The organism is Streptomyces sp. NPDC126499 (assembly GCF_040302485.1).
In the GTDB taxonomy this organism is placed as follows: domain Bacteria; phylum Actinomycetota; class Actinomycetes; order Streptomycetales; family Streptomycetaceae; genus Streptomyces.
Genome location: NZ_JBEOUO010000002.1, coordinates 33,804 through 46,274, shown reverse-complemented (window position 1 = coordinate 46,274; position 12,471 = coordinate 33,804). Strand labels below are relative to the sequence as shown.

Here is a 12,471-nt window from a genome sequence, read left to right as displayed (position 1 = left end):
CGCGCGGGCGCGCGGTCCCAGGGGTGGCGCACGCCCCTGTCCCGGGGTCACCATGGCTTCGAGGAGGGCGGAGCGATGATGTCCGGTCCCACGAAGACGATGAGTGTGATCACCTTCGCCGCCCTGGTGCTGATCACCACCTACACGGTGGCGCTCGGCAGCAGCGGCTGGCTCTGGTTCGCCTGGATCGTGCTCGGCGTGGCCACCGTCGGCATGGCGGCGGCGGACAGCGGCGAGGCCCACGCCCGGCCGGTGCGCCCGGGCCGCCCGAAATCCCAGCCGTGAGAGTGCCGACCATGGGCGCGCCGGCGTGAGGTTCGGCGGCCGGCGAGGCACCGGCCCGAGCATCAGGGCCTCAGCAGTCCGCCCACCCACCAGTCGTGCGGCTTGCCGTCATTGGCGATGCCGCGTCTGCGCAGTGTCCCTTCGACGGTGAAGCCGAGCTTCTCGGCGACGGCACGCGAGCCGGTGTTCCCGGCCATGGCCCACCACTCGATGCGGTGCACATCGAGCGTGGCCCAGCCCCACTCGCACAGGGCCCGAGCGGCCTCCACCGAGTACCCGTGCCCACGCTGCTCCTTGACCGCCCAGTAACCGAGCTCCCACACGCCGCGGCTGATGAAGGTCAGGCAGTACGAGCCGACCAGGGCGCCGGTGTCCTTGCGGAACGCGCCGAGGGCGTAGTCCCTGTCCTCGGCCCACCGAGCGGGCAGCTCCTCACCGACGAGCCTCTCCGCGTCCGCACGCCGGTACGGCACCGGCACGGGGGTGTAGAACTGGATGTCCTCGTCCTGGCACGCTTCGTACACCGCGTCCACGTCGCCGGCGGTGAAGGCCCGCAGCACCAGACGGTCGGTCTCGAGAGTCACCGGATCCATCGCGGCAGTATGACCCCGTCAGCAAGCGGCGACCAGCGAATATCCCGACCACGCTCGACCCGGAACGGCCGGGAAGAGGGCTTTCGGCCACGCCCGCCCTTGGTCGCGCACCGAGCCGTCACGTGTCAACGGCCGCCGGTGAGCACCACCCAGACCTGCCCCGCCGCGAAGTTCAGCGGCGCGCCCGACGGGGTGGTGTAGGTGGTGCCCGCCTCCGCGTTCGGCCGGCTCCAGCGGGCCTCGTGGACGCGGCCGTCGCGCAGGACCTGGGCGGTGCCGGAGCCGGTGGTGACGGTGTACGGGGAGACGGCGCCCGTGAAGTCGTGGAACCGCGAGGGGCGCACGGTGACGTGCTGGATCACGACGGTGGCCGGCTTCAGAGGGCCGTCGGACCGGCCGTCCATGGTCACGCGCCAGGCCCGCTCGGCGGGTGTCCAGGTGAAGGTGTAGCGGGTGGCGGGGAAGCTCACCGTGCGGCTGTTGACCGGGGTGCCGTCCGTCGGGGCGGGGCCGAAGCGGAAGCCGACGTCCTTGACGTGGCCCGCCTCGGGGGCGGCCGCGAGTGCCCGGTCGGGCCGCAGGTAGAGGTTGTGCGGGGCGGCCCGGTCCGTGGCGCGTACGAAGGCGCCGGGGGTGTTCGCCTCGGTGACCAGGTGGAGCGGCGCGGCCCGCAGCAGGGGGCCGAGGGCGCTCTGGGCGCCGGAGTAGGCGAGGACCGGGCGGTCGAACTGCCGCAGCAGCTCGATGTCCGACTCGCGGGCACTGCGGACCGGGCCGATCCGGTCGGGCAGCCGGGAGGAGTAGAGGGCCATGAGCCGGGTCTGTCCGGACTCGACCTGCTCGACGTAGACGAGGTCGGCGGCGGCGAGACCGGTGTGAGGGCGGGCCGGCGGCACGTTGTCGATCTTTACGGCGAGGACCGGGCCCGCTCGGGCGGGCAGTCCGGTGAGCGGCGAGACGCCGGCAGGGGCGGGCGTCGGGGTCGGCCGCGGCGTCGACGGGCCCGCGTCGGCGCAGCCGTACAGCCCGGCGGCCGTCACGACGCACAGTACGGCGGTGGCGGCTGCGCCGGGACGTCTGTGCCCGCGCGCGCCTGTCATCGTCCCGCTCCTCCCCACCAGTGGACCACGGGACCGCCCGAGGTTACAAAGGGGTTGCACGTGCCTTTTCGGGCGACGAGACGGGGGCTTTGGGTGTTCTACCAGGTGCTGAAGTACGTGCTGCTCGGGCCGCTGCTCAGGCTGCTGTTCCGGCCGCGGGTGGAGGGTCTGGAGCACGTCCCCGAGGAGGGCGCGGCGATCATCGCCGGAAATCATCTGTCCTTCTCCGACCACTTCCTGATGCCGGCGGTGCTGAGCCGGCGGATCACCTTCCTCGCCAAGCAGGAGTACTTCACCGGCCCCGGCCTGAAGGGCCGGCTGACGGCGGCCTTCTTCCGCAGCGCGGGCCAGATCCCGGTGGACCGCTCCGGCAAGGAGGCGGGGCAGGCGGCGATCCGCGAGGGCCTCGGGGTGCTCGCGAAGGGCGAGCTGCTCGGGATCTATCCGGAGGGCACGCGGTCGCACGACGGGCGCCTGTACAAGGGCAAGGTGGGGGTCGCGGTGATGGCGCTGACGGCCGGGGTGCCGGTGATCCCGTGCGCGATGGTGGGAACCTTCGAGATCCAGCCGCCCGGCCGGGTCGTCCCGCGGATCCGGCGGGTCACCATCCGGTTCGGCGAGCCGCTGGACTTCTCCCGCTACGCCGGGATGCAGGGGCAGAAGGCGGTGGTGCGCGCGGTGACCGACGAGATCATGTACGAGATTCTGGCGCTGTCCGGACAGGAGTACGTGGACGAGTACGCGGCGAAGGTGAAGGAGGCCGAATCGGCGTCCACGCCACGGAAGTTCCCGCGACGCGGACGCTGAGGGCGAATCCGCGCACGGCGAAAGGTCCTGGGCCGGGCGGCCCCGTGCCCGTAGCGTCACCGTCATGACCAAGGGAAGCGCGTTCGTGCTGGGAGCGACGGGACAAGTGGGACGGGCGGCCGTGCGGGCGCTCGTCGAGGACGGCTGGGAGGTGACCGCCGCCTCGCGCCGGGGCGGCCGGGACGAGCGGTGGCCGGCGCGGGTCCGGTCGGTGGCGGTGGACCGCGAGGCGGACGGGGCGCTGTCGGCGGCGCTCGGCGGGGGCACGGACGTCCTGGTGGACATCGTGGCCTACGACGCCGGGCACGGGCGGCAGTTGGCGGGGCTGGCGGACCGGGTCGGTTCGGCGGTGGTGATCTCCAGCGGGGCGGTCTACCAGGACGACCGGGGGCGGAGCTTCGACACGCAGGACGAGCCGGACGGCTTTCCGCGCTTTCCGGTGCCGATCCCGGAGGGCCTGACGACCGTCCCGCCGGGGCAGGACAGTTACAGCACCCGCAAGGTCGCCCTGGAGCAGGAGCTGCTGGCGGCCGGCGACCGTCTGCCGGTGACCTTGCTGCGGGCGGGGGCCGTCCACGGCCCGTACAGTCCGGGTCCCCGGGAGCTGTGGTTCGTCAAGCGGGCGCTGGACGGGCGGCCGGTACGGATCCTCGCGGAGGGCGGACGCTCCCGCTTCCACCCGGTGCACGTGGACAACCTCGCCGAGCTGATCCGTCTCGCGGCCGCGAAGCCGGGCAGCCGGGTGCTCAACGGCGGTGATCCGGCCGCGCCGACGGTCGCGGAGATCGGTGCGGCGATCGACGCGGTGATGGGGGTGCAGAGCGAGACGGTCCTCATCGAGGGCGCCGCGCGGGGCACGGTGGGGCTGACGCCGTGGACGGCGGCGCATCCGGTCGTCTACGACATGACGGCGGCGGAGCGGGAGCTCGGCTACCGGCCGGTCGTGACGTACGAGGAGTCGCTGCCGGCGACGGTGGAGTGGCTGGCGGCGCGGGCGGCGGAGCGGGACTGGCGGGAGGCCTTCCCCGGCCTGGCGAACTACGGGGTGGACTTCTTCGACTACGCCGCCGAGGACGCCTGGCTGGCCTCGCGGTGATCTGACGCGAGCCCTTGCACCGCTTGTGCGGTTCGACGGCGCCGGAATGCGGGGTCGCCGCGTCGCACTTGGCCTGGGTGACGAGCACCGGCGGCAGGCGCTTCGCCGGTCCTCACCGACCCATGACCGGTGCCGGTGTACCGCTGAGCGGTGTGCCGACCGCTTCCGCTCAGGCGGGGACCAGCGTGCGGCGGGCTTCGTCGAGGAGGCGGCGCAGGGCGAGCGCGTCGGGGGCGACGGCGGTGACGAGGGCGGCGGGCCCGGCGAGCGGGGCGAGGACGGCGTGCTCGCCGAGCAGCCGGGTCTCGGCCGGCTTGTCCGTGAAGCGGGGGCCCACGACGAGGAGTTGGCCGACGGCGCGATGGCCGGCGAAGACGGCAGGGCCGTCCCAGCCGGCCGGCGCGGCGGGGCCGTGGGCGAGCTCCTGGTCGAGCAGGGGGCGTCCGGCGCGGCGCACGGTGAGCCGGCTGAGGAGGCTGCCGGGCTCCTCGCCATGGCGGCCGAGGATTTGTTCCTCTCGGAGAACAAGTCGTGCGCCGGCGGCGAGCTCGACGGTGGTCCGCATCCGCAGCTCCGAGCCGGCGGCGGAGATCAGCTGCTCGGGCAGCCAGCGCAGTTCGGCGTCCGCGCCGACGGTGAGCGTGATGTCGTACGTGGCGGGGGCGCCGTCGCGGCCGGGCAGGGCGACGGTCGCGGCGGCGGAGTCGACCAGGAGCCGGGCCCCGTCCCGTACCTCGGCCGTGAGGGCGAGCCGGTCGCCGCCGAGGGGGGCGCTCATCGCCCCGACGACGGTGACGCGGGTGTACGGGCCGGGACCGCGGGTGCGGCGCAGGGCGAGCGGCCCGTCGCTCTCCAGGACGGGGAGCGAACCGTCCGGGGCGGCGACGATACGGGCGCGGGCGCTGAGGGAGCCGGCGGTGAGGGCGCGGGCGGTGTCGGCGCGGGCGATGGGGCTCATGCGGTCCAGTCCGCGAGGCGGGCCCGGACCCATGCCGCGACGGGTGCCACGCCCTCCTCCGAGCGCAGGGAGGTGAAGGCGACGGGCAGGTCGCCCCGCTGTTCCTTGGCGTCGCGGGCCATGCGCTCCAGGTCGGAGCCGACGTAGGGGGCGAGGTCGGTCTTGTTCACGACGAGCAGGTCGGCGGTGCTGACGCCGGGGCCGCCCTTGCGGGGGATGTCGTCGCCGCCGGCGACGTCGATGACGAAGATCTGGGCGTCGACGAGGCCCTTGGAGAAGGTGGCGGTGAGGTTGTCGCCGCCGGACTCGACGAGGACGAGGTCGAGCGGGCCGACCGCCTCCTCCAGTTCCTCGACGGCTTCGAGGTTCGCGGAGATGTCGTCGCGGATCGCGGTGTGCGGGCAGGCGCCGGTCTCGACGGCCTGGATGCGCTCGGGCGGCAGGACCGCCTCGCGGAGCAGGAACTCGGCGTCCTCGCGGGTGTAGATGTCGTTGGTGACGACGGCGAGGGAAAGGGTGTCGCGCAGCTCGCGGCAGAGGGCGGCGACGGTGGCGGTCTTGCCGGAGCCGACGGGCCCGCCGAGGCCGATGCGCAGGGCGCGGCGCCGGCCGTCGGGCCGGTGGGCGTCGGCGGAGACGGCGGAGGCGTGACCGTGGTCGTGACCGTGGTCGAGGTGCATGGGGGCTCCTTACGGGCTGAGGGCTTGGGGGCCGTGCGGGCTGTGCGCCGTGCGGGCTGTGCGGGCGTGGGGGGCTTGGGGACGTGCGGGCTGTGCGCCGTGCGGGCGTGGAGGGCTTGGGGACGTGCGGGCTGTGCGGGACGTGCTCGCTTGGAGGACGTGCGGGCTGTGCGATCTGTGTGGGCCGTGCGGGCTGCGCTGGCCGCGCAGCGCTACGAGGCGAAAAGGCGGACGGGCCAGGCCGCGTGCTGTTCGGCGGTGAGGTCGAGCAGCGGGGCGGAGGCGGCGGGCAGGGCGTCGAGGCCCTCGCGGAGCGCGACGGCGGCGCGTTCGGCGGCCCGGGCGGCGACCTCGTCCATCGCCGGGGCGAGCCGGGCGAGGACGGCGGTGGCCCGGAAGGGGTCGAGGCCGAGCAGGCGCACAGCGGCGGTCGCGGGACCGCTGACCGTCTCGTACGCGACGCAGTGGGCGGCGTCCTCGGGGCCGAGCCCGGCGGCCCGGGCGGCGGTGCCGAGGACGGCCGGCTGGTGGGCGCCGCGCGGGAACGCGGCGGCCAGCCGGTCGAGTTCGCGGCTCGGCCAGGTGGCGCGGGCGGCCCGCATCATCTGGCGGCCGAGCCTGCGGGCGGCGGCCCGCAGGGCGGGTGACGGGGTGCGGGCGTCGGCGGCCTCGTCGAGGGCGTGCGGGTCGGCACCCAGGGCCGCGGCGGCGGCGAGTGCGGCCGTGGTGAGGCCGGTGGTGTGCAGGCGGCCGCGGCAGAACGCCTCCAGGTCGGCGGCGTCCCCCAGGCGGCCCGCCTTGACGGCCGCCTCGGCGCCGCCGGAGTGGGCGTGAGCGCCGGCGGGGAAGCGTCCGTCGGCGAGCACGAGCAGGGCCGAGCGTGTCATCGGGTGGTTTCCGGTTCCGGGTCAGAAGAGGAAGTAGCGCTGGGCCATGGGCAGTTCGGCGGCCGGTGCCGGTTCGACCGGTTCACCGTCGATGGTCACCGAGAAGGTGTCGGCGTCGACCTCGACCCGGGGCAGGGCGTCGTTCTCCCGCATGTCGGCCTTGGTGACGCGCCGGGTGGAGCCGATGGCGGTGAACTCCTTGTGCAGGCCGAGCCTTCGGGGCAGGTCGTCCTCGATCGCCGCGCGGGCGACGAAGTTGACGGAGCCGGCCGCGGCGGCACGGCCGAGGGCGCCGAACATCGGCCGGGGCAGCACGGGTTGGGGGGTGGGGATGGAGGCGTTGGCGTCGCCCATCTGCGCGTAGGCGATCTGCCCGCCCTTGAGGACGAGGAGGGGCTTGACGCCGAAGAAGGCGGGCTCCCACAGCACCAGGTCGGCGAGCTTGCCGGGCTCGACGGAGCCGACGAGGTGGTCCATGCCCTGGGCGACGGCCGGGTTGATGGTGTATTTGGCGACGTAGCGCCGGGCCCGGTGGTTGTCGGCGGCCCCGTCGCCGGGCAGGGCGCCGCGCCGCTTCTTCATGACGTGGGCGGTCTGCCAGGTCCGCATGATCACCTCGCCGACGCGCCCCATGGCCTGGGAGTCGGAGGAGATGATCGAGATGGCGCCGAGGTCGTGCAGGATGTCCTCGGCGGCGATCGTGGAGGGCCGAATGCGGGACTCGGCGAAGGCGAGGTCCTCGGGGACGGCCGGGTTGAGGTGGTGGCAGACCATCAGCATGTCGAGGTGTTCCTCGATGGTGTTGACGGTGTGCGGCCGGGTGGGGTTGGTCGAGCTGGGCAGGACGTGCGGCTCGGAGACGACGGTGATGATGTCGGGCGCGTGCCCGCCGCCCGCGCCCTCGGTGTGGTACGCGTGAATGGTGCGCCCGGCGATGGCGGCGAGGGTGTCGCCGACGAAGCCGGCCTCGTTCAGCGTGTCGGTGTGGATGGCGAGCTGGGCGCCGGTCTCCTCGCAGACGTTCAGGCAGGTGTCGATGACGGCGGGGGTGGCGCCCCAGTCCTCGTGGATCTTGAATCCGAGGGCCCCGCCGCGGAGTTGGGAGTGCATGGCCTCCCGGGACATGGTGTTGCCCTTCCCGAGCAGACCGATGTTGACCGGGAAGGTGTCCAGGGCCTCGAACATCCGGGCCATGTGCCAGGGGCCGGGGGTGACGGTGGTGGCCTTGGTGCCCTCCGCCGGGCCGGTGCCGCCGCCGACCAGGGTGGTGACGCCGGTGGCGAGGGCCTGTTCCACGACGGTCGGCGAGATGAAGTGGATGTGGGTGTCGACGGCTCCGGCGGTCAGGATCCGGCCGTTGCCGACGATGACCTCGGTCTCGGGGCCGATGACGAGCTCGGGGTGGACGCCGTCCATGGTGTCGGGGTTGCCGGCCTTGCCGAGGGCGGTGATCCGGCCGTCGCGGATGCCGATGTCGGACTTGACGATGCCCCAGTGGTCGATGACCACCGCTCCGGTGATCACGGTGTCCGGGGCGCCTTCGGCGCGGGTGGTGCGGGACTGCCCCATGGACTCGCGGATGACCTTGCCGCCGCCGAACACGGCCTCCTCGCCCGCGCGGCCGGGGCCGCCGGAGCGGTCCTCCTCGATCTCGACCAGCAGATCGGTGTCGGCGAGCCGGACGCGGTCGCCGGTGGTGGGGCCGAACAGGTCGGCGTAGACGGCGCGGTGCAGCTCAGGCACGGTCGCCTCCGTTCGGCTCCGTGACGGTGTCCAGGGGTCCGGCGGTCTCGCCGCGCAGGCCGGGCACGATCCGGCGGCCGGCGATCGGCACGAGCTCGACCTCGACGGGGATGCCGGGCTCGAAGCGGACGGCGGTCCCGGCGGCGATGCCGAGGCGCAGGCCGCGCGCGGCGGAGCGGTCGAATTCCAGGCCGGGGTTGGCCTCGGCGAAGTGGTAGTGGGAGCCGACCTGGACGGGCCGGTCGGCGGCGTTGAGGACGGTGAGGCGGGAGACGGGGCGGCCCTCGTTGAGGACGACGGGCCCGTCACCGTAAAGGATCTCTCCGGGAATCACGGCTGCCGGCCCGCCTTCACACGATCGGGTCATGGACGGTGACGAGCTTGGTCCCGTCGGGGAAGGTCGCCTCGACCTGGACGTCGTGGATCATCTCCGGGATGCCGTCCATGACCTCGTCGCGGCTGAGCACCTTGCGGCCGGAGGCCATGAGTTCGGCGACGGTACGGCCGTCCCGGGCGCCTTCCAGGACGTGCGAGGTGATCAGGGCGACGGCCTCGGGGTGGTTCAGCCGCACTCCGCGTGCCCTGCGCTTCTCGGCGACGTCCGCCGCGACATGGATGAGCAGGCGTTCCCGCTCATGGGGGCTGAGTTGCACGCTTCCACCTCACTGTCGTCCACCGGGAATCAGTCCCGACAGCAGCGGACCTTAGCGATCTTCAACGCCTCGTCGCGTCGCGCGGAGGGGCCGCCGAGCCAGACATTGCACGTTAGGGCGGAAGTTTTTCCGGCTCGTTAACTGGGGCTTTGCGTCCGCATGGACATGAGCCCGCGGACGCCGCCGGCCCGGCACCCTCCGTACGACGTGCCGGGGCCCGGTTTCCGCTACGCGCTCGGGGCGCCGGGGTCGCGGTGGTGGGCCGCGATGCCGAAGCGGCGCTGTTCACCCGGAGCGGACGCGGCGCCGCGGACGGCGGAGACCGAGCTGATCACCTGCTCCTCGGCTTGCTCCTCGGCCGCCTCGAGTCGTTCCAGGTCAGCGGCGGAGACCAGGGCGACCAGCGGCTTTCCGTGCCGGGTGACGACCACGCGCTCATTGCCGTAGACGACGCGGTTGATCAGATCCGCGAGCTCTGCGCGCGCTTGCGTCACCGGAATCTCATAGGCCATGCTCCTCATCTTACGGGCTGTACATCCTGTACATTTTTTACAGAAGGAGGAGCGTCATGCGGAGCACCATGCGATATGTCCTTCCGGAGTTCACCGAGCGCACCAGCCTCGGCACCCGCACCCTCGACCCGTACTCGAAGCTGCTCGAAGAGCGGATCGTCTTCCTCGGCACGGCGATCGACGAGACCGCGGCCAACGACGCGATCGCGCAGTTCCTGTACCTCGACCACGCCGCCCCCGAGAGCGTCATCAGCCTCTACGTGAATTCCCCCGGCGGCTCGATCAGCGCCATGACCTCGGTGTACGACACGATCCGCACGGTCTCCTGCGAGGTGGAGACCATCTGCCTCGGCCAGGCCGTGGGGCCCGCCGCGGTGCTGCTCGCCGCCGGCACGCCCGGCCGGCGGCTCACCCTGCCGGGGGCCCGGATCGTCCTCCAGCAGCCCACGCTGGACGAGCCGTTGCGGGGACAGCCCAGCGATCTCGACATCCAGGCACGGGAATTGCTGCGGCAGCGCGCCCTGGTCGCCGGACTGCTCGCGGAGCACACCGGCAAGGACCACGAGCGCGTCGACGCCGACATCGACCGGACCACCGTGCTCGACGCGGCGGGCGCGGTGGCGTACGGCCTGGTGGACCACGTCGTCGAGAGCCGCCGCGGGACCGCCGGCGCCGGGAAGGAGTGAGGCCGACGTGCTTCCGGAGCTGCCGCCGCTGCCCGCGCTGACCCGCGCCGAGGGCGAGTTCGTCGACGCGTACCTCGAAGTCGTCGACCTGCTGGGCCGGATCAATCCATCCAGGACCTCGCATACCTATGGGGCGCTCCGCGCGGCGCAGGCGCTGGTCGGCCGTGCGACGGCGCTGCGTGACGCGCTGACGCTCATGCACATGCGGGGTGAGAGCGAGGTGCACGCCGACACGCTGGCGCGGGCGCTGCGGACGCTCGACGGCGAGCGGCGTTCCGGGCGCGTCACCGTCCCCGGGGACCAGGTGAGTTGACATCGGGGCGTGTCGTGTCGAGGTCCACTCGGGGCACGCGGACCGCAGAATCCCTCCCTCGTTCGGCGTAGTCGATGTATCGACATAAAACTCAGGTGAGTTGCGCAACGGGTGTACGCATCTGGCGGAATCGGGCGTTCCACCCCTGGTGAAGGGCCCGTCGGCCAAACATCGAGGGTCCCGAATCCCGACTGTCCACCCGTATGGATCAGTCGTGAGGAGCCTCACAAATCGCCGTTTCAGCTCGGATTCGGGCCAGTGTGTGAGTCAAGATCCCTGTCGACGACAAGCCCCCGCCACCCGAGGCGGGGCGGTCCGGGCGGACGCCGAGTCCTGCCGCCGTCCCGGACGTCTGGTCGACAGGAGTGGATCGGCAGGAGTGGAGGACCCGAGCAACACGGGACGTCTCGCGCAGTGGGGGACGTTCCTCGGGGTGAAGCCGCAGCCGCGGCCGGGCATCTTCGCCTGCCCGAACCCGACAGGTCATCCTTCACAGGCGGCTGACGAAGGGTTGCGCATGACTGCGCAGATTCATGTCCCGTCCCTGCTGTCCCGGGCCGGAGCCGTCTCGGCTCTCACCCTCGCCGCCGTCGGCGGCACGCTGCTCGCCCCAGGAGCGGCACCCGAGGCCCAGGCCGCCACCTCGTACGCCGGCAAGGCGTTGAACGTCGCGGCCTCGAAGAAGGGATCGCCCTACAAGTACGGTGCGGCCGGCCCCACCCGTTTCGACTGCTCGGGCCTCACGCTCTACTCGTACAAGAAGGCGGGCAAGACGCTGCCCCGCACCGCGCAGCAGCAGTACAACAAGACCCGGCACATCTCCGCGTCGAGCCGGCAGAAGGGGGACCTCGTCTTCTTCCATTCCGGTGGAAGGGTGTACCACGTCGGCATCTACGCGGGGAACAACAAGATCTGGCACTCGCCGAAGCAGGGCTCGTGGGTGAAGCTCGACCGGATCTGGACGTCGAAGGTCCTCTACGGCCGGGTCCGCTGACGTCAGCCGGGAACCGCCGCCGGCCAGGGCAGGTCGATCCAGACGGTCTTCCCGCCCTCGGCCGTCGGCGTCACCGACAGCCGGCCGCCCGCCTCGGCGGCCAGGTAACGGATGATGACCATGCCCCGGCCGTTGTCCTGCTGGACCGCCGCCGGGAGGCGCTGGGGCCACCGCGGATGGCTGTCGGTGACCCCGATGCGCAGCAGCTCGTCCCGCTCCAGACGGACGTCGACCGTGAAGGTGGGCGACTGCCCGAAGGTGTGCTGCACGGCGTTGGTCGCCAGCTCCGAGACGACCAGCCGGACCGTGTCCGCGATGTCGGTGCCGTCGCCGAGACCCCAGGAGGAGAGGACCTCGGCGACGTACCGCCGGGCGGCAGCGACCGAGGCGGGATCGCTCGGCAGCGTGACGGTTGCTTCCTGATGGTCTGCCATGGCGACGCTGTCCCTTTCCCACCGGGCCCCGCCCGGCTCGCTCTTCGCGTCAGAGTGCCACCGATCGTGCCGCCCCGGGGGGCGATCCACCGCGATATACGGATATCTGTCGCCCGAAGCAGTGAACCGTCCGACGGGCGAGCGGATCGGCGGCGGACCGGTGGCGGACCGGGCGGGCGTGCAGGCCGGGCGGATCGGGCGCGGGGCCGACCGGCCACGCCTGTACGGACGTTGAGCGGGCACACGAACCGTATGACCGTTCCCAAGACGACCGTCCTCGTCCTCGACAGCAGCGATCCCGAACCCCTCGCCCGCTTCTACGCCACCCTGCTCGGCGCCACCGTCGAACCGGCCGACGGCGACCCCGACCTGCTCCTGCTCCAGTCCCCCACCGGTCCCGCCCTCGGCATCCGCCGCGACCCCGGCCAGGCACCGCCGAGCTGGCCGCGCCCGGAGGACTCCCAGCAGGCCCACCTGCGGATCCTCGTCGCCCCCGACGCACTCGACGAGGCCGAGCGGGAAGCGATCTCCCTGGGCGCCCGCCCGGTCGCCGCCGAACGCAACGGCGCCCGCCTCGACCGGCGCACCGACGTGCGTCGCTACACGGACCCGGCCGGCCACGCCTTCGTCCTGGCCCCCGCACAGGCACCGAACGGCGCGTTTCACCCTGATCCGGCGGGGCAGCCGCGTACAAACCCGTCCCCCTCGACCACCACGCCAGGAGGGTGAT

17 protein-coding genes and 1 riboswitch are annotated in these 12,471 nt (G+C 72.8%); of the genes, 7 read left to right on the top strand and 10 right to left on the bottom strand.

All coding sequences use genetic code 11. The features are described from left to right. Window positions 1-99: 99 nt before the first annotated feature. Window positions 100-285, top strand: coding sequence for a hypothetical protein (locus ABTZ91_RS02960; protein ID WP_352075691.1), 186 nt, complete (start codon window positions 100-102; stop codon window positions 283-285). Between the two features lie 62 nt (window positions 286-347). Here the strand turns inward: ABTZ91_RS02960 and ABTZ91_RS02955 are convergent, their stop codons facing one another. After that, on the bottom strand, window positions 348-878 hold the full coding sequence (locus tag ABTZ91_RS02955; protein WP_352075338.1) for a GNAT family protein: 531 nt from the start codon (window positions 876-878) through the stop codon (window positions 348-350). Between the two features lie 125 nt (window positions 879-1,003). Continuing rightward, on the bottom strand, window positions 1,004-1,978 hold the full coding sequence (locus tag ABTZ91_RS02950) for a DUF3048 domain-containing protein (protein ID WP_352075337.1): 975 nt from the start codon (window positions 1,976-1,978) through the stop codon (window positions 1,004-1,006). A 93-nt stretch (window positions 1,979-2,071) separates the two neighbouring features. On the opposite strand from ABTZ91_RS02950, the gene ABTZ91_RS02945 reads away from it, so the two are divergent. Both ABTZ91_RS02945 and ABTZ91_RS02940 read left to right on the top strand, forming a co-directional pair. Beyond that, window positions 2,072-2,785 carry a lysophospholipid acyltransferase family protein gene (locus ABTZ91_RS02945; protein ID WP_352075336.1) on the top strand — a complete coding sequence of 238 codons (714 nt, stop codon included), beginning with the start codon at window positions 2,072-2,074 and terminating at the stop codon, window positions 2,783-2,785. Between the two features lie 64 nt (window positions 2,786-2,849). After that, window positions 2,850-3,881, top strand: coding sequence for an NAD-dependent epimerase/dehydratase family protein (locus ABTZ91_RS02940; RefSeq protein WP_352075335.1), 1,032 nt, complete (start codon window positions 2,850-2,852; stop codon window positions 3,879-3,881). Between the two features lie 169 nt (window positions 3,882-4,050). Here ABTZ91_RS02940 and ABTZ91_RS02930 read toward each other — a convergent pair whose 3' ends face one another. The 7 genes from ABTZ91_RS02930 to ABTZ91_RS02900 form a co-directional block, all read right to left on the bottom strand. Next, window positions 4,051-4,839: an urease accessory protein UreD gene (locus ABTZ91_RS02930; RefSeq protein WP_352075334.1), complete on the bottom strand. Its 789-nt coding sequence runs from the start codon at window positions 4,837-4,839 to the stop codon at window positions 4,051-4,053. Next, window positions 4,836-5,519: an urease accessory protein UreG gene (gene ureG, locus ABTZ91_RS02925; RefSeq protein WP_352075333.1), complete on the bottom strand. Its 684-nt coding sequence runs from the start codon at window positions 5,517-5,519 to the stop codon at window positions 4,836-4,838. The genes ABTZ91_RS02930 and ureG overlap by 4 nt, the downstream gene beginning before the upstream one ends. 212 nt (window positions 5,520-5,731) lie before the next feature. Continuing rightward, the gene (locus ABTZ91_RS02920) at window positions 5,732-6,406 is read right to left on the bottom strand and encodes an urease accessory UreF family protein (RefSeq protein WP_352075332.1); all 675 of its coding nucleotides are present in this window, start codon (window positions 6,404-6,406) and stop codon (window positions 5,732-5,734) included. A 21-nt stretch (window positions 6,407-6,427) separates the two neighbouring features. Beyond that, entirely contained in the window at window positions 6,428-8,149 is a 1,722-nt protein-coding gene (locus ABTZ91_RS02915; protein WP_352075331.1) for an urease subunit alpha, read from the bottom strand. Further along, window positions 8,142-8,483 (bottom strand): urease subunit beta, encoded by a 342-nt coding sequence (locus ABTZ91_RS02910; RefSeq protein WP_352075330.1) that lies wholly within the window; start codon window positions 8,481-8,483, stop codon window positions 8,142-8,144. Before ABTZ91_RS02910 ends, ABTZ91_RS02915 begins: the two co-directional genes overlap by 8 nt. Before the next feature lie 16 nt (window positions 8,484-8,499). Further along, window positions 8,500-8,802, bottom strand: a complete 303-nt coding sequence (locus tag ABTZ91_RS02905; RefSeq protein ID WP_352075329.1) for an urease subunit gamma — start codon at window positions 8,800-8,802, stop codon at window positions 8,500-8,502. 227 nt (window positions 8,803-9,029) lie between these two features. After that, window positions 9,030-9,314, bottom strand: a complete 285-nt coding sequence (locus tag ABTZ91_RS02900) for a type II toxin-antitoxin system Phd/YefM family antitoxin (protein WP_352075328.1) — start codon at window positions 9,312-9,314, stop codon at window positions 9,030-9,032. A 56-nt stretch (window positions 9,315-9,370) separates the two neighbouring features. On the opposite strand from ABTZ91_RS02900, the gene ABTZ91_RS02895 reads away from it, so the two are divergent. The 3 genes from ABTZ91_RS02895 (at window position 9,371) to ABTZ91_RS02885 (ending at window position 11,307) form a co-directional block, all read left to right on the top strand. Further along, window positions 9,371-10,000 carry an ATP-dependent Clp protease proteolytic subunit gene (locus ABTZ91_RS02895; protein ID WP_352075327.1) on the top strand — a complete coding sequence of 210 codons (630 nt, stop codon included), beginning with the start codon at window positions 9,371-9,373 and terminating at the stop codon, window positions 9,998-10,000. A 7-nt stretch (window positions 10,001-10,007) separates the two neighbouring features. Beyond that, the gene (locus tag ABTZ91_RS02890) at window positions 10,008-10,313 is read left to right on the top strand and encodes a hypothetical protein (protein ID WP_352075326.1); all 306 of its coding nucleotides are present in this window, start codon (window positions 10,008-10,010) and stop codon (window positions 10,311-10,313) included. 314 nt (window positions 10,314-10,627) lie between these two features. After that, window positions 10,628-10,827: riboswitch (cyclic di-AMP (ydaO/yuaA leader) on the top strand. 3 nt (window positions 10,828-10,830) lie between these two features. Beyond that, the gene (locus ABTZ91_RS02885) at window positions 10,831-11,307 is read left to right on the top strand and encodes a C40 family peptidase (RefSeq protein ID WP_352075325.1); all 477 of its coding nucleotides are present in this window, start codon (window positions 10,831-10,833) and stop codon (window positions 11,305-11,307) included. Between the two features lie 2 nt (window positions 11,308-11,309). Here ABTZ91_RS02885 and ABTZ91_RS02880 read toward each other — a convergent pair whose 3' ends face one another. After that, window positions 11,310-11,741: an ATP-binding protein gene (locus ABTZ91_RS02880; protein WP_352075324.1), complete on the bottom strand. Its 432-nt coding sequence runs from the start codon at window positions 11,739-11,741 to the stop codon at window positions 11,310-11,312. A 252-nt stretch (window positions 11,742-11,993) separates the two neighbouring features. On the opposite strand from ABTZ91_RS02880, the gene ABTZ91_RS02875 reads away from it, so the two are divergent. After that, window positions 11,994-12,470: a VOC family protein gene (locus ABTZ91_RS02875; protein ID WP_352075323.1), complete on the top strand. Its 477-nt coding sequence runs from the start codon at window positions 11,994-11,996 to the stop codon at window positions 12,468-12,470. The last annotated feature ends 1 nt before the right edge of the window (window position 12,471 follow it).